The organism is Streptomyces violaceus, from assembly GCF_036014075.1.
In the GTDB taxonomy this organism is placed as follows: Bacteria; Actinomycetota; Actinomycetes; order Streptomycetales; family Streptomycetaceae; genus Streptomyces; species Streptomyces violaceus.
Genome location: NZ_CP107911.1, coordinates 2,704,925 through 2,729,864, shown reverse-complemented (window position 1 = coordinate 2,729,864; position 24,940 = coordinate 2,704,925). Strand labels below are relative to the sequence as shown.

The following is a 24,940-nucleotide window of genomic DNA, read 5'->3' as shown; positions in this document are numbered from 1 at the left end:
CCGCCCGCCCTCCGCCGCCGTCCTACGCCAGACTGTCCCGCCAGGCCCGGTGCAGATCGGCGAACCTGCCCGTGCCCGCGACGAGTTCGGCCGGTGCCCCGTCCTCGACGATCTTCCCCTGCTCCATCACCAGGACACGGTCCGCGATCTCCACGGTCGAGAGCCGGTGCGCGATGACCACCGCCGTACGCCCCTTCAGCACCGTCGCCATCGCCCGCTGCACCGCGCGCTCGCCCGGGATGTCCAGCGAGCTGGTCGCCTCGTCGAGGATCAGCACCGCCGGGTCGGCCAGCAACGCCCTTGCGAACGCCACCAGTTGGCGCTGACCGGCCGAGATGCGGCCGCCCCGCTTGCGTACGTCGGTGTCGTAGCCGTCGGGCAGGGCGCTGATGAAGTCGTGCGCGCCGATCTCCTTCGCGGCCTGCTCCATCTCCTCGCGGGTGGCGTCCGGGCGGCCGATCGCGATGTTCTCGGCGACCGTGCCGGAGAACAGGAACGCCTCCTGCGTCACCATGACCACCCCGCGCCGCAGGTCGGGCACGGCGAGGTCGCGCAGGTCGACGCCGTCCAGCAGCACCCGGCCCTCGGAGGGGTCGTAGAACCGGGCCAGCAGCTTGGCCAGCGTCGACTTTCCGGCGCCGGTGGAGCCGACGACCGCTACCGTCTGCCCGGCCGGGATCGTGAGGTCGAAGCCGGGCAGCACCTCGCCGCCGGTGCGGTAGCCGAAGCTGACGCCGTCGAAGACGACCTCGCGCCCCGGGTGCTCGCTCGCCAGGGGCGGAAGCGGCCGGGGGTCCGCAGGCTCGGGGACGGACGGCGTCTGGGCGAGCAGCCCGGCGATCTTCTCCAGCGAGGCCGCCGCCGACTGGTACGAGTTGAGGAACATCCCGAGCCGGTCGATCGGGTCGTACAGCCGCCGCAGGTACAGCACGGCCGCCGCCAGCACACCGAGGGCCAGCGTGCCGCCCGCGACCCGGTAGGCGCCCCACAGCACGATCGCCGCCACCGCCGTGTTGGCGACCAGCCGCGAGCCGGTGACGTACCGGGCCATCTCCAGCAGCGCGTTGCCGTTGGTCCGCTCGTGCCGCTCGTTGAGCGCGCCGAAGTCCGCGTCGTTGACGGCCTCGCGGCGGAAGGCGCGCACCGGCCGGATGCCGTTCATCGTCTCGACGAACTTCACGATGACGGCCGCGATGGCGGTGGACCGCTCCCGGTACACCCGCCCGGCCCGCCGCTGGTACAGCCGCACGAGGGCGTAGAGCGGCACCAGGGACGCCACCGCCACGCTCCCGAGGCCCAGGTCGAGCCAGAGCAGCATCGCCGAGATGTAGACGAAGGACAGGATGACGGTCACGAGCTCCTGCAGGCCCTCGTCCAGCAGCTCGCGCAGCGACTCCACGTCCGCCGTGGAGCGGGAGATGAGCCGGCCCGAGGTGTAGCGCTCGTGGAAGTCGACGCTCAGCGCCTGCGCGTGGCGGAAGATCCGGCCGCGCAGGTCGAGCAGCACGTCCTGGCTGACCCGGGCCGCGGCGGAGACGAACGCGTACTGCAGCCCGCCCGCGGCCAGCGCGCACGCCAGATAGCCGGCGCCCACCGCGATCAGCGGCCCGTGGTCCCCGGCCCGGAACGCCGGTACGGCACGGTCGATGGCGTACGCCACGAGCAGCGGGCCCGCCTGCACGACCGCCTGCTGGAGCAGCAGCAGAACCGTCGTGACCGTGACCCGGGCCTTCAGGGGCGCGAGCAGGGAGCGCAGCAGGGCGGCGGTGGCGCCCGGCGGAGTGGGCAGGACGTCCTGGTCGAAGGGGTCGCCGGTGGCGGGCGCCTGGTCGTCGTCTCTCCGGTCGGCCGGTGTGCTGGTGGCCGCCGTCATCGTGCGCCCTCCTCTTCCCCTGACATCAGGTGCGCGTACTCGGCGTTCGTCCGCAGCAGTTCGTGGTGGGTGCCGACCGCGGCGATCCGGCCGCCGGACAGCAGCGCGACCCGGTCGGCGAGCAGCACGGTGGACGGGCGGTGCGCCACGATCAGGGCGGTCGTGTCCGCGAGGACGTCCCGCAGGGCGGCCTCCACGGCGGCCTCGGTGTGCACGTCCAGGGCCGACAGCGGGTCGTCCAGGACGAGAAACTCCGGCTGTCCGACGACAGCCCTGGCGAGCGCGAGGCGCTGCCGCTGCCCGCCGGAAAGGCTGAGGCCCTGCTCGCCTACCTGGGTGTCCGTCCCCTGCGGCAGCGCGTGCACGAAGTCGGCCTGGGCGACGGCGAGGGCGCGCTCCAGCTCCGCCGTCCCGGCCGTGCCGCCGGCCCCCATGAGAACGTTGTCGCCGACCGCGGCCGAGAAGAGCGTGGGCTCCTCGAAGGCGACGGCGACCTTGGCGCGCAGCGCCTGCCTCGACAGGCCGGTGATGTCGACGCCGTCGAGGGTGATGCGGCCCGAGGTCACCTCGCAGAGACGGGGGACGAGCGCGGTGAGGGTGGTCTTGCCGCTGCCGGTGGAGCCGACCAGGGCCATGGACTCGCCGGGGCGGATGTGGAGGTCGATGTGCTGGAGGACGGGCGGGGAGCCGGGCGGGGCGTCGGGGTAGCGGAACTGGACGTCGTGAAAGCGAAGTCCCTTGTCATCAAGGGCGGTTGACCGGCTGCCCGCAGCGGCAGCCCGACGCTCCTCGGCCTCCTCCACCTCCTCGTCCATCACCTCGAAGTACCGCTCCGTCGCCGTCGCCGCCTCCTGGCTCAGGGCCAGCAGAAACCCGATCGACTCCACCGGCCACCGCAACGCGAGCGCCGTCGACAAAAACGCCACCAACGTTCCCGCGGACAACCCGCCGTCTGCCACCTGCACGACGCCCACCACCAGCGCCGCCCCGATCGCCACCTCGGGCAGCGTCACGATGACGCCCCAGATCGTCGCCAGCAGCCGCGCCTTGCGCAGTTCCGTGCCGCGCAGCTTCCCCGACAGGTCCCGGAACGCCCGCGCCTGGCTCCGGTGGCGTCCGAACCCCTTGATGACGCGGATGCCGAGCACGCTCTCCTCGACGACCGTCGTCAGGTCGCCGACCTGGTCCTGCGCGCGCCGCGCCACCTCGGCGTACCGTTTCTCGAAGACCACGCAGGTCACCATCACGGGCACGGCGGGTCCGAGGATCACCAGCCCCAGGGTCCAGTCCTGGAGCAGCATGATGATCACGCCGATCACTATCGTCACCCCGTTGACCAGCAGGAACGTCAACGGGAAGGCGAGGAACATGCGCAGCAGCATCAGGTCCGTCATCCCCCGGGACAGCAACTGCCCGGAGGCCCACCGGTCGTGGAAGGACACAGGCAGCCGCTGGAGGTGCCGGTACAGATCCGCCCGCATCGACGCCTCGACGTGCGCCAGCGGCCGCGCCACCAGCCAGCGCCGCAGCCCGAACAGCAGGGCCTCCGCGAAGCCGAGCAGCAGGAGGCACAGCGCTCCGAGCCACACCCCGGCCGGGTCCCGGTCGGCGACCGGCCCGTCCACCATCCACTTCAGGACGAGCGGGATCACCAGGCCCACGCTGGAGGCGAGTATCGCCACGAAGGCGGCGGTGAACAGCCGCGCCCGCGCGGGCCGTACGTACGGCCACAGGCGCAGCAGCGTGCGCACGGCAGAACGGTTCCGGGCGGGGGCAGATGTCGTGGCCATCAGCAGTGAGCCTACGGATCGCCACTGACACTGCCCACCGAGTTTTCTCCGAGTCCGGGTCCGTCCTTGGTCCTACGACCTGCATGTTCGGGGGGTCGTACGGCTCACATCAGCCGATCGGCTGATGCCCGTTCGAGCGCGACGGGCGATGTGCGCGGACCCGCCGCACCGGGACCCTCGGTCCATGTCCGTCATCGAAGTCACCGACCTGCGCAAGGCCTATGCCGGCCGCCCGGCCGTGGACGGCGTCTCGTTCGCCGTCGAGGAGGGCGAGATCTTCGGCGTCCTCGGCCCGAACGGCGCCGGCAAGACCACCACCGTCGAGTGCGTCGAGGGCCTGCGCGTCCCCGACTCCGGCCGCGTCCGCGTCACCGGCCTCGACCCGGTAGCCGACCACGAGCGGGTCGCCCAGGTCCTGGGCGCCCAGCTCCAGGAGAGCCGGCTCCAGCCCAAACTCACCGTCCGTGAGGCGCTGGAGCTGTACGCCGCGTTCTATCCGCGCCCCGTCGACTGGCGCCCGCTGGCCGAACGCCTCGGCCTTCAGGAGAAGCTGACCACCCGGTTCGCCAAGCTGTCCGGGGGCCAGAAGCAGCGCCTGTTCATCGCGCTCGCCCTGATCGGCGACCCCCGGGTCGTCGTCCTGGACGAGCTCACCACCGGCCTCGACCCGCGTGCCCGCCGCGACACCTGGGAACTGATCGAGGACATCCGCGCGAACGGCGTCACCGTCCTGCTCGTCACGCACTTCATGGAGGAGGCGCAGCGGCTCTGCGACCGGATCGCGGTGATCGACAAGGGCCGGGTGGCCGCCCTGGACACCCCGTCCGGGCTGATCCGCCGCTCAGCGGGCGCCACCGTCATCAGCTTCACCCCGTCCACGCCCCTGGACGACCATGAGCTGAACACGCTCCCCGCCTTGGTCGCCCTCGAGAACAAGGAGGGCCGGATCACGCTGTCCGGCACGGACGACACGGTCAACGCGGTGCTGTCGCTGCTCGCCCGCCATCACATCACCGCCCATCAACTCCGCGTCACCGACGCCACGCTGGACGACGCGTTCCTGGACCTCACGGAGGCCTCGGCATGAGCACGGCACTGATCAACCCCGCTGTGCTGCGGAGCGAGTTCCGTCTCTTCCGGCGCGAGCCGGGCAGTCTCTTCTGGGTCCTGCTGTTCCCGGCCCTGCTGCTGGGCATCCTCGGTTCCGTGCCGTCCTTCCGCGAGGCCCAGGACGGACTCGGCGGGCTGCGGATCGTCGACGTCTACGTGCCGGTGTGCGTGCTGGTCGCCCTCATCATGGCCGGGGTGCAGGCGATGCCGCCGACCCTCACCGGTTACCGCGAGAACGGCATCCTGCGCCGGCTGTCCACCACTCCCGTCCGGCCCTCGGCACTGCTGGCCGCCCAGATGCTGGTGAACGGCGTGGCGGCCCTGGCTTCCGCGCTGCTCACGCTCGTCGTCGGACGGCTCGCCTACGACGTACGGCTGCCCGGACAGCCCGTCGGGTACCTGCTCGCGCTGTTCCTCGCCGTGCTCGCCGCCATCTCGCTGGGCGCGGTGATCTCGGCGCGGGCCCGCACGACGAAGATCGCGACCGCGATCGGGACCGCCGTCTTCTTCCCGATGATGTTCTGCGCCGGGGTGTGGGTGCCCGTGCAGGCCATGCCGGACCTGCTGGGACGCATCGTCCAGTGCACCCCGTTCGGCGCCGCCGCACGGGCCCTGGACCAGGCCGCCGCGGGCGACTGGCCGAGTTGGGGCCACCTGGTCGTCCTCGCCGCGTGGACCGCGGTCCTCTCGGCGTCGGCCGCGCGCTGGTTCCGCTGGGAATGACCGGCGCCCGGGGAGGGGACACGGCCGTGGCCGACACTGTGGGCATGACGGACGTGGCGGGTGTGGAGCAGCGGTGGGCGGCGTACTTCCGCTGGGGGCCGTACGGGATGCTCGCGGCGGGCACCGTGCTCGCGGCGGCCACGGTCGACGCGGTCGGCATGAGCACGGTGGAGCGGTACACCGCCGTCGTCCTGGTCGGCGCCGCGGTGGTCCTCCAGCTGTGGTGGGGGCGCTGGTCCCGCGGCCGGCCCCTGGCCCCGTCGGTGCCGGGCGCCTGCTACTACTTCGTGCGCTGGGCGCTGGCCTTCGTGCTCACCTGGTGCAACCCGTTCTTCGCGTTCTACGGCTCCGCCGGGTTCGTCGGCCCCGAGCGGCTGCTGCGGGGCCGCCCGCTCATGGTCGGGCTGGTGGCCACCGCGGTGATCCTGGCGAGTTCCCAGGCCGGTGGCCTGCCCCTGCACGGGCCGCTGGACTGGGCGTTGTTCGGTGGGCTGATGTGCTTCTACATCGTGCTGCTGATCGTCTTCGGCCAGCTGGCCGCGCGGGAGGAGGAACGCACCCGGATACAGACCGCCAGCATCACCGAACTGGAGCGAACCAACGCGGCCCTGCAGCAGGCCCTCGACGAGAACGCCGCCCTGCACGCCCAGCTCCTGGTGCAGGCCCGGGAGGCCGGAGTCGCCGACGAACGCCGGCGGCTGGCCGCCGAGATCCACGACACCATCGCCCAGGGCCTGACCGGCATCATCGCCCAGCTCCAGGTCGTGGTGAACACCCCGGACGCGGACCTGGCCCGTGCACACGTGGCCCGGGCGACGGACCTGGCCCGGCACAGCCTCGGCGAGGCCCGCCGCTCCGTGCACAACCTCGCCCCCGTGGCGCTGGCCGACGCCGGACTGCCGGAAGCCCTGAAGAAGACGGTCGCCGAATGGGGCGAACGGACGGGCGTGCGAGCCGAGTTCACGGTCACCGGCACCGACGAACAACTGCACGAGGAGATCGCGGCCACGCTCCTGCGGATCGTCCAGGAGGCCCTCTCCAACACCGCCCGGCACGCCGCCGCCGACCGGGTCGGTGTCACCCTGTCCTTCCTCGGCGACGAGGTCATCCTCGACATCCGCGACGACGGCCGCGGCTTCGACCCGCTCGCCGTCCCCGAACGCACGGGCTCCGGCGGCTTCGGCCTCGACGGCATGCGCGCCCGCGCCGAACGCGTCGCCGGGTCCCTCACCGTCGAGTCCGAGCCGGGCCACGGTACGGCGGTCTCCGCTCGCGTACCGTTGGTCCGCCATGACTGACGACGCCGCCGCGATCACCCTGCTCATCGTCGACGACCACCCCGTCGTACGGGACGGCCTGCGCGGCATGTTCGAGTCCGCGCCGGGATTCCGCGTCCTGGGGGAGGCGTCGGACGGCGTCCAGGCGGTCTCGCTCGCCGCCGCCCTGGACCCGGACGTGATCCTGATGGACCTGCGCATGCCGGGCGGCGGGGGCGTGGAAGCCATCCGCGAGCTGACGCGCACCGGCGCCCGCGCCAAGGTCCTCGTCCTCACCACGTACGACACCGACTCCGACACCCTCCCCGCGATCGAGGCGGGCGCGACGGGCTACCTCCTGAAAGACGCCCCGAGGGACGAACTGTTCGCGGCGGTCCGCGCGGCGGCGGAGGGCCGGACCGTCCTCTCCCCGGCCGTGGCCTCCCGCCTGGTCTCGGCGGTCCGCGCTCCCCGGGCCCCCGGCAACGACACCCTCTCCGCCCGCGAGCGTGAGGTCCTGGCCCTGGTCGCCAAGGGCACCTCCAACCGCGAGATCGCCCGTGAACTCTTCATCAGCGAGGCCACGGTCAAGACGCACCTCACGCATCTCTACGCGAAGCTGGGTGTGAAGGACCGGGCGGCGGCGGTGGCCACGGGGTACGAGCGAGGCATCCTGGGCTAGCCCGGGTACGGCAGCAAGCCTGCCGCGGTCTTCTCCCAGGATGCCTTCAGCGCGGTGAGCAACTCCGGCTCGTCGGGGGCGAGGTCGGCCTGTTCACGGGAGTCGGCGGCGAGGTCGTACAGGTGGTCCTCACCGTCGGAGTCCTGGTAGTACTTCCAGTCCCCGCGCCGCAGCGCCCGGTTGCCGCGCACCCGCCAGAACAGGTCCCGCTCGGGCAGCCGTTCGCCCCGCAGCAGGTAACCGGCGAGGCTCGTGCCGTCCAGCGGATACGCCGGGTCGGGCCGGGCACCGGCCAGCTCCAGCAGGGTCGCGGTCCAGTCGGGGGAGAAGTTCGGCTCGTGGCTGACCTGATGGCCGTCGATCCGGGCGGGCCAGCGCAGGATCGTGGGCACCCGGATGCCGCCCTCCTGGAGGGAGAACTTCTGGCCGCTGAGAGGCCACAGGTACGACCAGCGCTCCCCGCCGTTGTCGCTGGCGAACAGCACGACGGTGTTCTCCTCCTGCCCGGAGCGGCGCAGGGCGGCGAGCACCTCGCCGACAGCCGCGTCAAGGCTCTCCACCATCTGCGTGTACTTCGCGACCGAGCCGCCGTCGTAGTGGTTCAGGGCCTTGCTGACCTCGGCCTTGGACGTGGCCGCCCTGATCTTCGCCGCGATCCCGGCACCGGTCTCCTTGTCGCCCTCCGCGAGCCAGGGCCAGTGCGGGGTGGTGAAGTTGAGGTTGAGCAGCCAGGGCCGGTCGTGGTCCCGGCCGACGTACTCCACGGCCCGCTCGGTGAGCACGGTCGTGTAGTACCGCAGGTCCTTGTACTCGGCGTCCCCCTCGTAGAGGTCGTGGTCACCGAGCTGGCCGAGCTTGGAGAAGTACTCCAGCACGCCCCCGTGATTGCCGAAGAACTCGTCCCAGCCGGACTTGGTGGGGCTGTAGTCGGGCAGCCAGCCGCAGTGCCACTTGCCGATGAGCGCGGTGGCGTAGCCCGCCTTCTTCAGCAGGGAGGCGAGGGTGGGGTGGTGGGGGTCCAGGCCCTGCGACCGGTCGGCGATCGGCTCGGCGAGTCCGCCCTCGGCACGGCCGGGATAGCGCCCGGTGTAGAGGCTGAACCGGGTCGGGGAGCAGGTCGAGGAGCCGGAGTAGGCGTCGGTGAACCGCACGCCCTGGCGGGCCAGCCGGTCCAGGTTCGGTGTCCTGATGTGGGGGGCGCCGTAGGAGGACAGGTCGGCCCAGCCGAGGTCGTCGCCCAGGATGACGAGGACGTTGGGGCGACGGCCGGACCCGGCACCGGGGCGGGCCCTGAGCGGCCGTTCGGCGGGGACGGCTTCGGCGCCGGTGGCCGTACCGGCGACGGCGCCCACGGCACCACCGCCGACGAGAGCACCGAGGGCACGACGGGATATTTCGGGCATGCGGAGGTCCTGGAGATTCGGAGAGGAGGAGGGGAGAGGCCGCGGCTCGGCATGGACGCTGCCAGCGGTCCGACGACGGGGTCAAGAAGATCCCCACCGAGTTCACGGACCCGCAACGCGCCGCAACAATGTCGCAGCCCTGGCCGCCGGCACGCACCGCGACCGTGCCCCCGCCGGAGAAACGATGCCTCAGCCCGTCACCCGCAGCAGCAGTACCGCCCGCGCCGGCATCGTGATCTCCGTCCCCGCCCGGTGCTCCACGCCGGGTGCCTCCCCCTGCTCCTCCAGGCTCGTGTCGACGACGACCTCGTACCGCTCCGCCCAGGGCGGACCCGGCAGTTCGAAACGCACCGGCCCCTCGCCCGCGTGCAGCACGGCGAGGAAGCTGTCGTCGAGGATCTGCTCCCCGCGCTCGTCCCGGCCCGGGATGTCCCGGCCGGACAGGTACATCCCCAGCGTGGCGGCGGGCGCGTACCAGTCCTGCTCCGTCATCTCGGTGCCCCGGGACGTGAACCAGGCCAGATCGCGCAGGCCGTCCGCGGTCTGCGCCCGGCCCGAGAAGAACGCCCGGCGCCGGAGCACCGGGTGCCGGTGGCGCAGTTCGATCAGCCGGGAGGTCAGCTCGAACAGGGCGTGCCATCCGGGGTCCTCCAGCAGCCCCCAGTCCACCCAGCTGATCTCGTTGTCCTGGCAGTACGCGTTGTTGTTGCCGCCCTGGGTGCGGCCCAGTTCGTCGCCCGCGACCAGCATGGGGACGCCCGTCGACAGCAGCAGCGTGGTCAGCAGGTTCCGCAGCTGCCGGCGCCGCAGGGCCCTGATCCCCTCGTCGTCCGTCTCGCCCTCGGCCCCGCAGTTCCAGGCCCGGTTGTCGTTCGTGCCGTCACGATTGCCCTCGCCGTTGGCCTCGTTGTGCTTGCGCTCGTACGACACCAGGTCGCGCAGGGTGAAACCGTCGTGCGCGGTGATGAAGTTGACCGACGCGTACGGCCTGCGCCCGCCCCAGGCGTACAGGTCGCTGGAGCCCGACAGGCGGTAGCCCATCTCCCGTACGTCGGGCAGAGCGTGCCGCCAGAAGTCCCGTACGGCGTTGCGGTACCGGTCGTTCCACTCGGTCCACAGCGGCGGGAACGCCCCCACCTGGTAGCCGCCCGACCCCACGTCCCACGGCTCGGCGATCAGCTTCACCCGGCGCAGCACCGGGTCCTGGGCGATGACCGCCAGGAACGGGGAGAGCATGTCGACGTCGTGCATGGAACGGGCCAGCGCCGCCGCCAGGTCGAAGCGGAAGCCGTCCACGCCCATCTCCGTCACCCAGTACCGCAGCGAGTCCGTGATCAGGCGCAGCACATGCGGCTGGACCACGTGCAGGGTGTTGCCGCAGCCGGTGTAGTCGGCGTAGCGGCGGGGGTCGTCCTGGAGCCGGTAGTAGCCGCGGTTGTCTATGCCCTTCAGGGACAGCGTCGGGCCGAGTTCGCCCGCCTCCGCCGTGTGGTTGTAGACCACGTCGAGGATGACCTCGATGCCGGCCGCGTGCAGGGCGCGCACCATGCGCTTGAACTCGCCGACCTGCTGGCCGGTCGTCCCGGAGGCCGCGTAGGCCGAGTGCGGGGCGAAGTAGCCGATGGAGTTGTAGCCCCAGTAGTTCCCGAGGCCCCGGCGCAGCAGATGGTCCTCGTGCGCGAACTGGTGCACCGGCAGCAGCTCCACCGCCGTCACGCCCAGCTTCACCAGGTGCTCGATCGCGGCCGGGTGCGCGAGGCCGGCGTAGGTGCCGCGCAGCTCCTGAGGGATGCCCGGGTGCAGCTCGGTGAAGCCCTTGACGTGCACCTCGTAGATCACCGAGTCCGCCCACGGGGTCTTCGGGCGGCGGTCGTCGGCCCAGTCGTCGTCATCGTGGACGACGACGCCCTTGGGGACGTACGGCGCCGAGTCCCGGTCGTCGCGCACGGTGTCGGCGACGTGCTGCTGCGGCCAGTCGCGCACGTGCCCGTACACCTCCGGCGGCAGCCGCCTGTAATCATTTCCCCTGCCGGCGTCCACCGCCCGCGCGTACGGGTCGAGGAGCAGCTTCGCCGGGTTCCAGCGGGCGCCGGTCCACGGGTCCCAGCGGCCGTGCACCCGGTAGCCGTAGCGCTGCCCGGGCAGCACGCCCGGGACGAAGCCGTGCCAGATCTCGTGGGTCAGCTCGCTGAGCCGGACCCGCGACTCCTTGCCCGCCTCGTCGAAGAGGCACAGCTCGACCCCCTCCGCCCCGCCGGCCCACAACGCGAAGTTGGTCCCCGCCACCCCGTCCGGGCCGACCCGGAACCGGGCGCCCAGCGGCGTCGCCGCGCCCGGCCAGGCGGGCACCACGGGCGGCGGCGCGGGCCGCCGTACGCCGTTCGCGGCGGCGGCCTGGCGCCCGTTCCCGGTGGCCTGATGGCCGGCCACCGCCTCCTGCTCGGCTGCGCTGGACACCTGTCAGCCTCCCGCGGCTCGTGGAACGACGGGGGACTCAGGGGTGCGGTCCTGTACTGCGGCCCGGGCCGCGGCTCCCCTGCGCGTCGTCCTCCCCACTGTTCTGCCCAGAGCGTGGGTCGCACTCACGTTTCCCCGGGGGCGGGCATGGTCGTTTCCCGGGGACGCGGCCGGTCGTTGGGTACCCCGTGAGGCACGTACAAGGGCGCGCGCGGCGCGCGAGGGCCGCGCTGGCCGCCGTAGTGACATGGGCAGGGCTCCTCGCCGGGGCCACGGGCTGTACCTCGGACGACGCGGGCGGGATCGCCGGGGCGTTCGGCGCGCCCCCGGCGCCCGAGGACGTCATCAAGGTCTCGCCCGACGACGGCAGCAGGGGCGTGCGCCCCGGAAGGACGCTGCGGGTGCGCGTGCCCGACGGCAGGCTGGAGTCGGTGAAGGTCACCAGGTCCCAGGACGCGCAGGAGTCCCCGGTGCCCGGGCGGATCTCGGCCGACGGCCTGACCTGGGAGCCCGAGGGGAAGCGGCTGGCGCTCGCCGCCGAGTACACGGTCGACGCGGTGGCCGTGGACGGCGACGGCCACCGCTCGGCCCGGCACACCACCTTCACGACATACGTCCCCGAGGAACGCTTCATCGGCTACGTCGCCCCGGAGAACCGCGCCACGGTCGGTACCGGGATGATCGTCTCCCTGGAGTTCAACCGGGAGATCGCCGACCGCGCCGTCGTCGAACGCGCGGTGCGGGTCACCTCCCGCCCGGCCGTCGAGATCCGCCCGCACTGGTTCGGCCGGAGCCGCCTCGACTTCCGCCCCGAGGACTACTGGAAACCCGGCACCCAGGTCACCGTCGACCTGCGCCTGCGCGACGTCGAGGGCGCGCCCGGGGTCTACGGCCTGCAGCACAAGACGTTCTCCTTCACCGTCGGCCGCGGCCAGGTCTCCGTGGTCGACGCCGCCCGGCACACCATGGAGGTCCGGCGCGACGGCGAGACCCTCGCCACCGTGCCGGTCACGGCCGGCGCCCCCGAGACGACCACGTACAACGGGAAGATGGTGGTGACCGAGATGCTCGACGTCACCCGGATGAACGGCGCCACCGTCGGCTTCAAGAAGCGCGACGGCAAAGGCGAGTACGACATCCCGGACGTCCCGCACGCCATGCGCCTGACCGACTCCGGCACCTTCCTGCACGGCAACTACTGGGCGGACCACACCGTCTTCGGACGGGCCAACGTCAGTCACGGCTGTATCGGACTGCGCGATGTGAAGGGCGGCGGCTCGGACACCCCGGCCGGCTGGTTCTTCGATCGCAGCCTCGTCGGGGACGTCGTCGAGGTCGTCAACAGCAAGGACAAAGAGGTCGCTCCCGACAATGGCCTCGGAGGCTGGAACATGGGCTGGAACGCATGGAAAGCGGGCAGCGCGGTGAAGTAGTCCGACAGGGGGGCGGATCGACCCGGCGTTCCGTTGGGACGGAACAGTGACAATCGCGGGCCGCCGGTGCCCGGCGCCTTGTGGTTACTATGCGCCGGGGCGTGGGGGACGCGCAGGGGTTGTGGGCCTGACCAGGCCCGGGGAGGGGAGAACGACTTGAACGGGCGACCGATATCGGGGGCGTCGGTTGGGGGCAGGCACGGACTGCTCGCGCTGATACTCGGCGTGCTGCTCCTCGCCGTCACGGCGTGTGGCGGCGGGGAGAGCGGAGCCGGTGCCGGCGGGGGCGACGGCACGGGCAAGGGCGCGGACTCCGCGCAGAGCAAGCAGTCCGAGGCCGTCGTGAGCATCACCCCCAAGGACGGCGCCAAGTCCGTCGACACCAGCGGGAAGCTGAAGGTCACCGCCGCCAAGGGCAAGCTGACCGAGGTCGAGGTCAAGGACGCCAAGGGCAAGAAGGTCGACGGCGAGATATCCGGCGACGGCGCCACCTGGACGCCGGCCGGCCATCTGGCCGCCGCCACCAAGTACACGGTCCACGCGGTCGCGAAGGACGCCGAGGGCCGCACGGCCGCCGAGGACGCCGGCTTCACCACGCTGACGCCCAAGAACACCTTCCTCGGCACCTTCACCCCCGAGGACGGTTCGAAGGTCGGCGTCGGGATGCCGTTCTCCATCCGCTTCGACCGGGGCATCACCAACCCGGAAGACGTCGAGAAGGCCATCCGCATCAAGACGGAACCGGCCGTGGACGTCGAGGGCCACTGGTTCGGCAACGACCGACTCGACTTCCGCCCCGAGAAGTACTGGAAGCCCGGCACCAAGGTGACCGTCGACCTGAACCTCGACGGCGTCGAGGGGCGCTCCGGCGTCTACGGCGAGCAGGACAAGACGGTCGACTTCACCATCGGCCGCAACCAGGTCTCCGTCGTGGACGCCAAGAAGCTCACGATGAAGGTCATGCGCGACGGCAAGCTGTTCAAGACCATCCCGGTCACCACCGGCAAGCCCGGCATGGAGACCTGGAACGGCCAGATGGTCGTCAGCGAGATGCTCCCGGTGACCCGGATGAACGGCGAGACCGTCGGCTACGGCGGCGAGTACGACATCAAGGACGTCCCGCACGCCATCCGCCTCACCACCTCCGGCACCTTCCTGCACGGCAACTACTGGGCGGGCGGCGCCTTCGGCGAGTACAACGCCAGCCACGGCTGCATCGGCCTGCGCGACGTGCGCGGCGGCTGGGACAAGAAGGTGCCGGCCGCCTGGTTCTTCAACCACTCGATGGTCGGCGACGTGGTGGTCGTCAAGAACTCCGAGGACCGCGTCGTCGACCCGGACAACGGGCTCAACGGCTGGAACATGTCGTGGGAGAAGTGGAAGAAGTAGCTCCGACCTGACGACGAGGGCCCTGGTGTGACGGACAGCACCGGGGCTCTTGCCGTTAGTGGCCGTTAACCTGCTTCCTATGACCGTCTCTCTCGAAGTCGCCGAAGGTGTCGGCACGCTGCGTCTCGACCGCCCGCCCATGAACGCGCTGGACATCGCCACGCAGGACCGGCTGAAGGAACTCGCCGAGGAGGCCACGCGCCGCGACGACGTGCGGGCCGTGGTGGTCTACGGCGGTGAGAAGGTGTTCGCCGCCGGCGCGGACATCAAGGAGATGCAGGCGATGGACCACACCGCGATGGTCCTGCGCGCCCGCGCCCTGCAGGACTCGTTCACGGCGGTGGCCCGCATCCCCAAGCCGGTCGTAGCGGCCGTGACGGGCTACGCGCTGGGCGGCGGCTGCGAACTCGCGCTGTGCGCGGACTACCGCATCGCCGGCGAGAACGCCAAGCTCGGCCAGCCGGAGATCCTGCTCGGCCTGATCCCCGGCGCGGGCGGCACCCAGCGCCTGGCCCGTCTGGTCGGCCCCTCCAAGGCCAAGGACCTGATCTTCACCGGCCGGATGGTGAAGGCCGACGAGGCGCGGGAGATCGGCCTGGTGGACCGGGTCGTGCCCGCCGACGAGGTGTACGCGCAGGCGCACGCCTGGGCCGCGAAGCTGGCGCAGGGCCCGGCGCTCGCGCTGCGCGCCGCGAAGGAGGCGATCGACGCCGGCCTGGAGACGGACATCGAGACGGGCCTGACCATCGAACGCAACTGGTTCGCGGGCCTGTTCGCCACCGAGGACCGTGAGCGCGGCATGCGCAGCTTCGTGGAGGAGGGGCCGGGCAAGGCCAAGTTCCTCTGAAAACCCTCCAGGGGCTTGCAATTGACGCGGCGTCTGATCCGGGTCCCTCGATGGGGCGGTTTATGGCAGCCTTAAGGGAGCCTTAAGCCTGCCCGGGCGGGGAACTTCGTCGCTTGCCCGGGAACGGGTCGTATGCGCAGCTCATGCGGCCTGCGGAACGCTCCGAAGTGCCTTTGACATATGACGTCCGACTGCCGGTTCAGGGTCCGTTCCGGGGGGTCTATTCCCCGGGAACGGCCCCGTCGGGCGTCCCGGGCGGCCATGATGGGGGCATGGCGGGGCTGGAGGGTATGGAACAGCCGCGGGGGCACGCGCATGCGGCCGCGGCGCGCTGGTCGCCGACCGTCGAGGACGAACACGCGCTGAAGGCGCTGGAGTTGTACGGCAACCCGACGGAGGCAGAGGTCCCACTGCCGTCCCGCCCCGAGTCCGCGGCCACCGCCAGACGGCTCACCCAGGTCGTGGTCCTGCGCCACTGGGGACTCACGCCCAAGATCACCGAGGAGGCGGTCTTACTCGTCTCCGAACTGGTCGGCAACGCCGTACGCCACACCGGCGCCCGCGTCTTCGGGCTGCGTCTGCACCGGCGCCGCGGTTGGATCCGCGTCGAGGTCCGCGACCCCTCCCGGGGGCTGCCCTGTCTGATGCCGGTCCAGGAGATGGACGTCAGCGGCCGGGGCCTCTTCCTCGTCGACAAGCTGGCCGACCGCTGGGGGGTCGATCTGCTGCCCCGAGGGAAGACGACGTGGTTCGAGATGCGGGTCGTCGACCGCTGACGGCCGCCGACGGCGGCCGGGGCTCGACCAGGGGTGTGACCTGCGACGACTCACCTGGACGTCGATCGGGCGAATCACCGGTTTCCCCGCGAAGCGCACCTTAAATGGTCCAATGCACCGCCACTTCGTCAAAAGCGCCCTTGTCGCGGGCGCCGCCCTCGCCGTTCTCGCCGCCTGTGGCACCCAGGGCGAGGAGCGGACCTCCGAGACACGCCCCACCAAGGCCGCCGTGCCCGCCCCGCCCGAGAAGAAGGCCGTCCAGGGCCTGCCGGGCATGCCGCCCGTCCTCGACCCGAAGGACGTCTACGCGGCCGACCGCCCGAACAAGCTGTCACCCGTGGTCAAGGGCTTCCCGTCCCGGGTCTACGTCCCCAACACCGAGTCCGACACCGTCTCCGTCATCGACCCGAAGACGTACGAGATCATCGAGACGATCCCCGTGGGCCGGCAGCCCCAGCACGTCGTGCCCTCCTGGGACCTGAAGACGCTCTGGGTCAACAACAACCGCGGCCACACCCTCACCCCGATCGACCCGAAGACGGGCAAGGCGGGCAAGGAGGTCGAGGTCCACGACCCGTACAACCTCTACTTCACGCCCAACGGCAAGTACGCCATCGTCATGGCCTCCCTCGACCGCGAGCTGGTCTTCCGCGATCCGCACACCATGGACATCAAGAAGACGGTCCCGGTCTCCTGCTACGGCGTCAACCACGCCGATTTCTCCCTCGACGGCCGCTACTTCATCGTCTCCTGCGAGTTCAGCGGCGAACTGCTCAAGGTCGACACCGAGAAGATGAAGGTCGTCGGGCAGCAGAGGCTTCCGTTCGAGGGCGCCATGCCGCAGGACGTGAAGGTCTCGCCGGACGGCAAGAGGTTCTACATCGCCGACATGATGGCCCACGGGATGTGGGTCCTGGACGGCGACACGTTCGCCGAGCCCACCCTGCTGCCCACCGGCAAGGGCTGCCACGGCCTCTACGTCAGCCGCGACTCCCGCGAGATGTACGTCTCCAACCGCGGCGAAGGCACCGTCTCCGTCTTCGACTTCACCCGGAACAAGCTCACCAAGAAGTGGGACCTGCCCGACGGCGGCAGCCCCGACATGGGCGGTGTCTCCGCCGACGGCAAGGTCCTGTGGCTCTCCGGCCGCTACGACGCCGAGGTCTACGCCATCGACACCCGTACCGGCGCCCAGCTCGCCCGCATCCCCGTCGGCAGCGGCCCGCACGGCCTCGCGGTCTACCCGCAGCCCGGCCGCTACTCCCTCGGCCACACGGGCATCTTCCGGTGAGGCCCATCTGCCGTCCACTCAAGGGAAGTTGACACGCCCTGATCGGGTGAGGGTCCCAGGCCCGGTGCCGCGGACCCGCCATCGTGCCCTCGTGATCACTATGACCCTGCGGCGGCGGATCGCTGCCGCCGCCCTCTCCCTCGCGGCCGTCTTCACGACCACGGCCGCCACGCCCGCCCAGGCGCCCGCACCGACGGCAGCCACGGCCGCCGCCCCCGCACCGGCCGCCTGTCCCGTCCGGTTCGACGACAAGATCAAGGCCGCCGCCGACCGCCGTGCCGACGTCGACCGCATCACCCCCGAGCCGTCCTGGCGCACCAGCTGCGGCACCCTCTACCGCGCCGACGGCCGCGGCCCGTCCGTCATCTTCGAGGAGGGCTTCCACCCCAAGGACGTCATCGCCGGCCAGTACGACCTGGAGAAGTACGTCCTGGTCAACCAGCCGTCCCCGTACGTGTCGACGTCGTACGACCACGACCTCTACAAGAAGTGGCGGCCCGGCTTCAACTACTACGTCGACGCCCCCGGCGGCATCGACGTCAACAAGACCATCGGCGACACCCACAAGTGGGCCGACCAGCAGGAGGTCGCCTTCCCCGGCGGTATCGCACGGCAGTACATCATCGGCGTCTGCCCGGTCGACAAGCAGACCAAGACCGAGATCATGAGCGAGTGCGAGAGCAACCCGCACTACCAGCCCTGGCACTGAGCAGCACCTCCGAGCCCACGGGACGGTAGCCGGCCGCCTGGAACGCCCGCAGACTACGGGCGTTCCCTGCCGACACCTGGGCCCACACCGGCGCGCCCCCGGCCAGATGCCGCGCCGCCACCACCAGCCGCCGCCCCAGCCCTCGCTGCCGCGCCCCTTCGTCCACCTCGACCGCGACCTCCCACCGCCCGGCCACCCCGCGGCCCAGGACGAGCACCCCGCCCTCCGCGGCCCACACCCGCACGTCGTCACGCCGCCGGCGTGCCGAGACCACCCGCGGATGGCCGGGATCGTCGATCTCCGTCAACGCGAGGGGAGGCTCCCCGGGCAGCGCGGCACCGGTCAGCAGCACGTCGATCGTGTCGGACGTACGCCCGGTCCGGTCCATGAGGGCCGCCAGGAAGCGGGCGTTCATCGTGGCCGCCAGCCTGTCGCAGTCGGTGCCGGCCAGCGTCCGGCGTATCCACCCGGGATCCTCGTCCGTGAAGACGACCGAGTGGGCCGTGAAGGCGAGGACCCCCGCGTCCCGGGGCGAGGGCTGGTTCACGATCGTCGTTCCGCCGTCCGCCGGCGGGAAGACGCCCCGCGCCGCCGCGTCCAGAATGTCCCGCAGAGTGTCCGTCACCGACGCGCTCCTTGAGTCTCCACCCACTGGAGGGCCCAGACTCGCAGACATGATCGACGACGGCACCGGACCGCTCACCATCGGCGAACTGGCCCGCCTCACCGGGCTGACCGTGCGCACCATCCGCTACTGGTCCGACGAGGGCGCCCTGCCCCCGGTGGCCCGGTCTGCGGGCGGTTACCGGCTGTACGACGCCGCGTCCGTGGCCCGCCTGGAGCTGATCCGCACCCTGCGCGAACTCGGCCTCGGCCTGGCGGACGTCCACCGGGTCCTGGCCGGTGAGACGACGGTCGCGCAGGTCGCCGCCGCGCACGTGGTCGCGCTGGACGCGCAGATCCGGTCGCTCGAGGTGACCCGTGCGGTGCTGTCGACGGTGGCGAAACGTGGGTCCAGCGCGGAGGAGATGACACTCATGAACAGACTGGCACGGCTCTCGGCGGCTGAACGGCGGCGGATCGTCGAGGACTTCATGGCGGAGATCTTCGAGGGGATCGACACGGCCGACCCGGACATCCGGCGCAGGCTGCGCTTCACGGCGGCCAAGCTGCCCGACGACCCCACGCCCGAGCAGGTGGACGCCTGGGTGGAGCTCGCCGAGCTGATCCAGGACCCCGGCTTCCGCGCGCAGATGCGGCAGATGATCGAGTTCAACGCGGCGGACCGGGGGCCGGACGTCCCGGCCGGTTCGTCCCTGTGGTTCATGAGCCGGCTCGTTCAGCTCGCGGCCAAGGCACGGCAGCGCGGCATCGCCCCCGAGGCGCCGGAGGCCGACGATGTCCTGAGGGACCTGCTCGGCGACACCGACCGGGCCGCCGTACTCGAACGCCTCACGGCCGCCTCCAACGTACGGGTCGCCCGCTACCGCGAACTGCAGGCCATCGTCAACGGCCTCGGCCCCCAGCCGACCTATGACGAGGAGTTCGCCTGGGTGGTCGCCGCGCTGGAGGCGCGCACGGCCAGTTAATCTGACCTGCGTCAGCACGACGCAGAACACGAGAGCACGAGAGTAGGGGCGGACCGGTGGCGGACATCGAGGAAGCACGCAAGCAGTTCGAGCGGATCGATACGGACGGCGACGGATTCATCACCGCTGCCGAGTTCAAGGCCGCCCTGGCCCGGTCGGGTGACTGGAACGTCACCGAGTCGGTCGCCGAGGTCGTCATCAAGACCCGCGACCTCGACGGCGACAAGCAGCTGAGCTTCGACGAGTTCTGGGCCTACCTGAACAAGTAGTCGCCCGCTGCCGGAGGCACTCCGCTTCCTGAACGAAGGGGCCCGGTCCGACCTCGGTCGGACCGGGCCCCTCGTCATGCCCGGCGAGCCGTGCGCCCGCTCCAGCGGCCGTCCTGCCGTGCCAGGGCCAGCGGCAGGTCGAAGCCCTTGCCGAGACGGTCGGCGGTCAGCACCTCGGCCACCGGACCACCGGCCAGCGGACGGCCCTCGCGCAGCAGCAGGGCGTACGTGGTGTGGGACGGAAGCTCCTCCAGGTGGTGGGTGACCAGGACCGTCGCCATGTGCGGATGCCACCGTGATCGCCGCCGCCCACAACCCGGTGCTCGCCGACCTGTTCACCGAGTTCACCCCCGTCCTGCGCGAGGGCCTGATCGAACTCCTGACCCTGACCGGCCTGCGCACCCCACGACCCGAACACCAGCGACGAGGCCATGAGGAGCTCGTCCGGGCGGTGGCGGACGGGGACGCAGAGGGGGCGGCGGAGGTGCTGCGCGGGGAGCTGGGGGACTCGTTCGCGCCGGCCCAGGGTCCCGTCGCGCCTGCCCGCGACCCGCTGTAGCCCTTCCGTACCGGCCGTTGACCCTGGTCACGAAGGCTCCGCGAGGAGGCCCAGGCGCTACCGATCACCGGAAGGGCGGGGCGAGGACATGAAGATCGGCATCATCGGAGTGGGCAACATCGGCGGCAATCTGACCCGGCGGCTCACCGCCCTTGGCCACGACGGGTCCGTCGCCAACTCTCGAGGCCTCACACACTCACGGCCCTCGCGGAGGAGACCGGCGCGACGCCGTGACGGTCGAGGAGGCGCCGCGGGGCGCCGAGATCGTCGTGATCACCGTCCCGCTGAAGGCGGTCCCGGCTCTGCCGTCCGGTCTCCTCGACGAGGCGGCGGAGGGAGTCGCGGTCATCGACACCGGCAACTACTACCGTTCCTAGAGGCTGAGCGGGAGTGAGTCCTGTTGCCAGGTCTCAGGCTCGGCCGAACGCCCCGGACGGTGTTGGGCGTTCTGGTTGCCCGCGTTCGCTCCGCGTCCGGGCCGGACGGATCGTGTCCGTGGTTCGGGGATGCGGGGGCGGGGTCCCTCACGCCCAGGGATGCCTGGTCCGGCCTGGACGGTCCGATGCCCCGCACGATCACTCCGGTCGTGTGGGGGCGGTGCCGTCCGTCGCCGGACCGGGTGTCCCTGGGCGCGTCTTCCGATCGCCACGGCGGCTGCGTCGTGGCGGGTGGTCTTCCTGGTTGTCGTCATGAGGGGTTTCTGCCAGTGCTGGGCGCCCCAGCGGCTGGTGTAGGCCGGGTCGACGGCGATGATCGCGATCCCCGTCTGGTCGGCCATCGACGTCAGTCGGGCGCGGAGCTTGCCGGTGGGCATGCCGGAGATGAGCTGGCGGAAGCGGGTGCGGCGGCCGTGCTTCTCCCGGGTCTTCTCCGCGGCGAAGTCCAGTTCCTCAACCGCGATCGCCTTGACACCGCAGGTGCGGGCCCAGTGAAGGAGGCAAGTGAGGGCGTGGCGGACCTGGGCGTCGCGGTGCTGGGCGGTGCCGGTCAGGTCGTAGAAGAAGCGGCGCGGGCTGCCGATCGGGTTGCCGTGGATGTCCAGGCGCCAGGCGGCGAGGTGGTCGGCGTTCATGTCGGCGCCGATCACCCCGTGGGCGAGCGCGGCCTCAATGGGGATGGCGGGGGTGAGCGGGATCTGCCAGGAGGCGGTCAGATACCAGCGCTCCCGGCCCGTATCGCGGTGAATGCGGTAGGCGATCGCCCGGTTCGCTGTGACACGATCCGCCCACTGCTCACCTCGGTGCGCGAACGCGACCCGGCCCGCGAGGGCATAGCGGCCGTGCGGGGCGTTGGCCAGATGCGTGAGCGGCGCGGGGAGTTTGATGCTCACCTCACCGTCCGGGCTGACACGGATGGTCTCGTTGCCGTACCGCTTGCCGGACTCACCGTCCGCCTGACAGAACCAGCGCTCCGCCTCCCAACGCCCGCGCCATCCGGACTCGGTGAGCTGGGCCGCCTCCAGGTGATGTCGGGTGCGGGCCAGATGTTTGCCACCGCGCACCACATGCACGATGCCGGCCTCACGGTCGGCCCGCGCGGCGGCCAGCCGGTCTTCCAGTACCCGCAGCCGCCGGGACTTCGCATGCCACTCCCGCTGGGACCGGTAACCCCCGGGCGCCTTCTTCGTCCCCTTCTGCCCGACCGGCTGGGACAGCCGGTGCTCGATGGTGCGAATACCGGCTTCCAGGTGGTGGATGCGTGCCAGCTGGCAGCGGCGGGCCAGCGCCCACTGGTCGTGAGTGGCTTTGGTGATACTGCCCGCCCAGCGTGACGACGAGAGCGGCGTCAGCTTTCGCTTGCGCCCCGTCCACGTGTCAGCCGAGTGCTCCAGCCCGTCCCGGCAACGCGCCCTGAGATCCTTCGAGGCCAGCGACCCCAGATACGCACCCACCAGACGCAGCACCTCCTCATCGTCCGGCGTCAGATGCTTGAGGCGGGTCCGGACGGCCACACCACTCGCACCGGACGCCACGAACGGCTCCGCCACCCTCCTCAGCTCACCCACCCGTCACCCCCGCCCGGCCTCACCCGAAGATCCCGTCGCCATGGGAAACGAGCACCATCCACGAAGGTCACGCATTCGATGTGAGAACGCCAGTTCCCGCTGAAACCGACCCCACAACCGGACCACGCGACACGACACCGACCACCCACACTCACTCCGGCTCACCAGAACACTCTGGAACGCATTCCGGCGACAGCAGCTCCAAACTCCCGGCAACGCGACGGCAGGATCGCCGCCATCGAGGACGACGGCCTCACCGAGAGCCGCTGGACGGAACGCCAGATCGGCCACCCGGTCGTCAAGGCCTTCAACGGCACCTACGCCCAGGACATCCTGGACCGCCCGCTCCCGGCCGGCGACCCCGACCGCATGGCCCTCCCGGTGGCCGGCGACGACGAGCCGGCCAAGCGCAAGGTGCGGGACCTCATCGACGCTCTCGGCTTCGACACGGTGGACGCGGGCGGCATCGACGACTCCTGGCGCCAGCAGCCCGACACGCCGGTCTACGGCCTGCGAGGCGGCACCGAGGCGGTCACGAAGGCCCTGGCGGAGGCGTCCCCGGAACGCACACCGGGGTTCAGCGGCTAGGCCACCCGGCCGGTCAGGCGTCCTCGGCCCATCTCCGCAGCGCGGCCTTGCTCTCGAAGTCGGCCACGTTCTTGTCCAGCGGGTCGTCGGTGTACTGGTGGAAGCGCCACCTCGCCTTGATGCGGGGCTTGCCCGCGGAGACGTAGTCGGCGATCCACAGGGCGTCCCCCGAGTAGGACGTCGTGTCGATGTTGAGCCAGAAGTTCCGGTTGCAGTAGAGCACCACTTGGTTGTTCGGCCGGAGGTCCTTCAGCTTCCGGATGAACAGATCCTTCTCCGCGTTGCTCGCGTGTGTTCCGTTGCTGGTCGTCTCCCAGTCGACGGCGAGGATGTCGCCCGCCCGGTCCGGGGCCTTGCCGACGAAGTACTCGGCCTGGGCGGTGAGGTTGCCGGGCCACAGGAAGTGGTAGAAGCCGACGACCAGCCCGGCGTCACGCGCCCGCTTCGTCTGGGCGGCGAGCTTGGGGTTGACGTAGGAACGCCCCTCGGTCGCCTTGACGAAGACGAAGGAGAGGCCGTCGGTGCCGTAGGAGGAGGACTGGTAGGCGCTCACGTCGATGCCGCGCAGCATGGGGGCTCCCTCTGGTGCGGGTGGGGCGGAAGTTCCCTTGGTTCGGGGGTTGTTGTTATGCCCCCAGACGACGGCCGTACGCCGGGCGCGAGGAGGCTCGCGGCCCGGCGGTGGTGAACGCCGGTCGGCTTCAGGAGGTGGGGGAGGCGGCCTCGGTGCGGGGCGCGTCGTCGGCGGAGGCGGCTTCGCGGTCGTCGAAGGAGACGTGCTTGGTCTCCTTGCCGAGCAGGAGCGCGATCAGCGTCAGCACCGCCATCGCCGAGAGGTAGACGCCGACCAGCCACGGCGAGCCGTCGCCGGTCTCCCACAGCGCCACGGCGATGAACGGGGCGACCGCCGCCCCGAGGATCGAGCTGACGTTGTACGCGATGCCGGAGCCGGTGTAGCGCACGCTGGTCGGGAAGAGCTCGGGCAGGAGCGCGCCCATCGGGCCGAACGTCATGCCCATCAGGGTGAAGCCGAGGACGAGCCACAGCACCACGCCGAGGGTGCCCAGATCGATCAGCGGCACCCAGACCAGTCCGAAGACGATGATCGCGGCGGTGATCCAGATCAGGGTGGCGCGCCGCCCGTACCGGTCCGCGAGCGGACCGGAGATCAGGGTGAACGCGGCGAAGAACAGCACACCGAAGATCATCATGAGCACGAACGTGGTGTAGTCGTACCCCAGTCCGGGCACGGCGGCATCCTTCGCCGCGCGTCCGTAGCTGAGCGAGAAGGTGGTCATCAGGTAGAAGAGCACGTAGGTCGCCAGCATGATGAAGGTGCCCAGGACCAACTGCTTCCCGTGGCTGCGCACCACTGTGGCGAGCGGCAGCCGCCGCACCCCGCCGGACTCGCGGGTCCTGGCGAAGACCGCCGACTCGACGAGCCGGGAGCGCACCCACAGGCCGATCGCGACCATCACGGCGGAGAACAGGAACGGGATGCGCCAGCCCCAGCTGACGAAGGCCTCAGAGGGCTGCGAGGGGTCGGCGCCGGCCGCGGACGGCAGCAGCGCGCCGATGACCAGGAAAAGGCCGTTGCCGATGATGAAGCCGAGCGGGGCCCCCAGCTGCGGGAAGGTGCCGTACAGGGCGCGCTTGCCGCTGGGGGCGTTCTCGGTCGCGACCAGGGCGGCGCCGCTCCACTCGCCGCCGAGCGCGAAGCCCTGCGCGAGCCGCATCAGCACGAGCAGCGCGGTGGCCACCCAGCCGGCTTGGGCGTAGGTGGGCAGAACGCCGATGAGGAACGTGGCGATGCCCATGGTCAGGAGCGAGACCACGAGTGTCTTCTTGCGGCCGAGCCGGTCACCGAGGTGCCCGAAGACGACGGCGCCGATCGGACGGGCGACCATCGCGGCGCCGAAGACCGCGAAGGACGACAGCAGCGCGGTGGTCGGGTCGCTGCTCGGGAAGAAGAGCTGGGGGAAGACGAGCACCGCGGCGGTCGCGTAGATGTAGAAGTCATAGAACTCGATCGTCGTGCCCATGAGGCTGGCGACGAGGACGCGGGACCGCGGGTTGACGGGCGGAGGGGCTGAACCGGTGGCTGGTGCGGACATCGCTCGGTCTTTCACGCTGAAACATGGGCATTGCAACGATGTCAGCCATCTTGTTTTTCGGTATCAACTTCTCGCAT

At 71.1% G+C, this 24,940-nt stretch carries 20 protein-coding genes and 4 pseudogenes; 15 read left to right on the top strand and 9 right to left on the bottom strand.

Features of this window, described 5'->3' with window-relative positions; translation table 11 throughout:
• Positions 1 to 22: 22 nt before the first annotated feature.
• Both OG542_RS12090 and OG542_RS12085 read right to left on the bottom strand, forming a co-directional pair.
• Positions 23 to 1,873: an ABC transporter ATP-binding protein gene (locus OG542_RS12090; protein ID WP_328410557.1), complete on the bottom strand. Its 1,851-nt coding sequence runs from the start codon at positions 1,871 to 1,873 to the stop codon at positions 23 to 25.
• Entirely contained in the window at positions 1,870 to 3,663 is a 1,794-nt protein-coding gene (locus OG542_RS12085) for an ABC transporter ATP-binding protein (protein ID WP_328410555.1), read from the bottom strand. Before OG542_RS12085 ends, OG542_RS12090 begins: the two co-directional genes overlap by 4 nt.
• Positions 3,664 to 3,847: 184 nt before the next feature.
• Between OG542_RS12085 and OG542_RS12080 the strand changes: the two genes are divergently transcribed.
• From OG542_RS12080 to OG542_RS12065, 4 genes are read left to right on the top strand one after another with little or no spacing between them, the layout of a single operon-like run.
• Positions 3,848 to 4,750, top strand: coding sequence for an ABC transporter ATP-binding protein (locus OG542_RS12080; protein ID WP_328410553.1), 903 nt, complete (start codon positions 3,848 to 3,850; stop codon positions 4,748 to 4,750).
• Positions 4,747 to 5,496 (top strand): ABC transporter permease, encoded by a 750-nt coding sequence (locus OG542_RS12075; protein WP_328410551.1) that lies wholly within the window; start codon positions 4,747 to 4,749, stop codon positions 5,494 to 5,496. The genes OG542_RS12080 and OG542_RS12075 overlap by 4 nt, the downstream gene beginning before the upstream one ends.
• A gap of 44 nt (positions 5,497 to 5,540) precedes the next feature.
• Positions 5,541 to 6,794, top strand: coding sequence for a sensor histidine kinase (locus tag OG542_RS12070; protein WP_328417875.1), 1,254 nt, complete (start codon positions 5,541 to 5,543; stop codon positions 6,792 to 6,794).
• Positions 6,787 to 7,434, top strand: coding sequence for a response regulator transcription factor (locus OG542_RS12065; RefSeq protein ID WP_328410549.1), 648 nt, complete (start codon positions 6,787 to 6,789; stop codon positions 7,432 to 7,434). Before OG542_RS12070 ends, OG542_RS12065 begins: the two co-directional genes overlap by 8 nt.
• Here the strand turns inward: OG542_RS12065 and OG542_RS12060 are convergent.
• Both OG542_RS12060 and glgX read right to left on the bottom strand, forming a co-directional pair.
• Positions 7,431 to 8,837 (bottom strand): sulfatase family protein, encoded by a 1,407-nt coding sequence (locus OG542_RS12060; protein WP_328410547.1) that lies wholly within the window; start codon positions 8,835 to 8,837, stop codon positions 7,431 to 7,433. The genes OG542_RS12065 and OG542_RS12060 overlap by 4 nt on opposite strands.
• Positions 8,838 to 9,026: 189 nt before the next feature.
• Positions 9,027 to 11,294 carry a glycogen debranching protein GlgX gene (gene glgX / locus OG542_RS12055; protein ID WP_328410545.1) on the bottom strand — a complete coding sequence of 756 codons (2,268 nt, stop codon included), beginning with the start codon at positions 11,292 to 11,294 and terminating at the stop codon, positions 9,027 to 9,029.
• A gap of 188 nt (positions 11,295 to 11,482) precedes the next feature.
• Between glgX and OG542_RS12050 the strand changes: the two genes are divergently transcribed.
• From OG542_RS12050 to OG542_RS12025, 6 genes are all read left to right on the top strand, one after another.
• A complete protein-coding gene (locus OG542_RS12050) occupies positions 11,483 to 12,727 on the top strand; it encodes a L,D-transpeptidase (protein WP_328410543.1) in 1,245 nt (414 codons plus the stop codon).
• A gap of 156 nt (positions 12,728 to 12,883) precedes the next feature.
• Positions 12,884 to 14,116, top strand: a complete 1,233-nt coding sequence (locus tag OG542_RS12045) for a L,D-transpeptidase (RefSeq protein ID WP_328410541.1) — start codon at positions 12,884 to 12,886, stop codon at positions 14,114 to 14,116.
• Positions 14,117 to 14,195: 79 nt separating this feature from the next.
• Positions 14,196 to 14,963, top strand: coding sequence for an enoyl-CoA hydratase/isomerase family protein (locus OG542_RS12040; protein WP_193481824.1), 768 nt, complete (start codon positions 14,196 to 14,198; stop codon positions 14,961 to 14,963).
• Between the two features lie 272 nt (positions 14,964 to 15,235).
• Positions 15,236 to 15,739 (top strand): ATP-binding protein, encoded by a 504-nt coding sequence (locus OG542_RS12035; RefSeq protein ID WP_261682114.1) that lies wholly within the window; start codon positions 15,236 to 15,238, stop codon positions 15,737 to 15,739.
• A 112-nt stretch (positions 15,740 to 15,851) separates the two neighbouring features.
• Entirely contained in the window at positions 15,852 to 17,030 is a 1,179-nt protein-coding gene (locus OG542_RS12030; protein ID WP_328410538.1) for a YncE family protein, read from the top strand.
• Positions 17,031 to 17,121: 91 nt separating this feature from the next.
• On the top strand, positions 17,122 to 17,739 hold the full coding sequence (locus tag OG542_RS12025) for an ADP-ribosyltransferase (RefSeq protein WP_328410536.1): 618 nt from the start codon (positions 17,122 to 17,124) through the stop codon (positions 17,737 to 17,739).
• Here OG542_RS12025 and OG542_RS12020 read toward each other — a convergent pair.
• Complete coding sequence (locus OG542_RS12020; protein WP_408057747.1) at positions 17,693 to 18,415, bottom strand: GNAT family N-acetyltransferase; 723 nt, start codon at positions 18,413 to 18,415, stop codon at positions 17,693 to 17,695. The two genes, OG542_RS12025 and OG542_RS12020, sit on opposite strands and share 47 nt — an antisense overlap.
• Here OG542_RS12020 and OG542_RS12015 point away from each other — a divergent pair.
• Together OG542_RS12015 and OG542_RS12010 are read left to right on the top strand one after the other, a co-directional pair.
• Positions 18,414 to 19,328, top strand: a complete 915-nt coding sequence (locus OG542_RS12015) for a MerR family transcriptional regulator (RefSeq protein ID WP_328410532.1) — start codon at positions 18,414 to 18,416, stop codon at positions 19,326 to 19,328. The genes OG542_RS12020 and OG542_RS12015 overlap by 2 nt on opposite strands.
• 56 nt (positions 19,329 to 19,384) lie before the next feature.
• Positions 19,385 to 19,597 (top strand): EF-hand domain-containing protein, encoded by a 213-nt coding sequence (locus OG542_RS12010; protein ID WP_031144255.1) that lies wholly within the window; start codon positions 19,385 to 19,387, stop codon positions 19,595 to 19,597.
• Between the two features lie 74 nt (positions 19,598 to 19,671).
• Here the strand turns inward: OG542_RS12010 and OG542_RS12005 are convergent.
• Positions 19,672 to 19,887: pseudogene (locus tag OG542_RS12005) on the bottom strand (ABC transporter ATP-binding protein); the annotation flags it as partial.
• Between the two features lie 5 nt (positions 19,888 to 19,892).
• On the opposite strand from OG542_RS12005, the gene OG542_RS12000 reads away from it, so the two are divergent.
• Both OG542_RS12000 and OG542_RS11995 read left to right on the top strand, forming a co-directional pair.
• Positions 19,893 to 20,156 (top strand): FCD domain-containing protein, encoded by a 264-nt coding sequence (locus OG542_RS12000; protein ID WP_311127840.1) that lies wholly within the window; start codon positions 19,893 to 19,895, stop codon positions 20,154 to 20,156.
• Between the two features lie 88 nt (positions 20,157 to 20,244).
• Positions 20,245 to 20,524 (top strand): annotated as a pseudogene (locus OG542_RS11995) (NAD(P)-binding domain-containing protein); the annotation flags it as partial.
• A 5-nt stretch (positions 20,525 to 20,529) separates the two neighbouring features.
• Here OG542_RS11995 and OG542_RS11990 read toward each other — a convergent pair.
• Positions 20,530 to 22,161, bottom strand: a pseudogene (locus OG542_RS11990) (IS200/IS605 family accessory protein TnpB-related protein).
• A 210-nt stretch (positions 22,162 to 22,371) separates the two neighbouring features.
• Here OG542_RS11990 and OG542_RS11985 point away from each other — a divergent pair.
• Positions 22,372 to 22,749: pseudogene (locus OG542_RS11985) on the top strand (NADPH-dependent F420 reductase); the annotation flags it as partial.
• A 13-nt stretch (positions 22,750 to 22,762) separates the two neighbouring features.
• Here OG542_RS11985 and OG542_RS11980 read toward each other — a convergent pair.
• Together OG542_RS11980 and OG542_RS11975 are read right to left on the bottom strand one after the other, a co-directional pair.
• A complete protein-coding gene (locus tag OG542_RS11980) occupies positions 22,763 to 23,320 on the bottom strand; it encodes a glycoside hydrolase family 25 protein (protein WP_193481833.1) in 558 nt (185 codons plus the stop codon).
• A 130-nt stretch (positions 23,321 to 23,450) separates the two neighbouring features.
• Positions 23,451 to 24,863, bottom strand: a complete 1,413-nt coding sequence (locus OG542_RS11975) for an MFS transporter (RefSeq protein WP_328410527.1) — start codon at positions 24,861 to 24,863, stop codon at positions 23,451 to 23,453.
• Between the last annotated feature and the right edge of the window lie 77 nt (positions 24,864 to 24,940).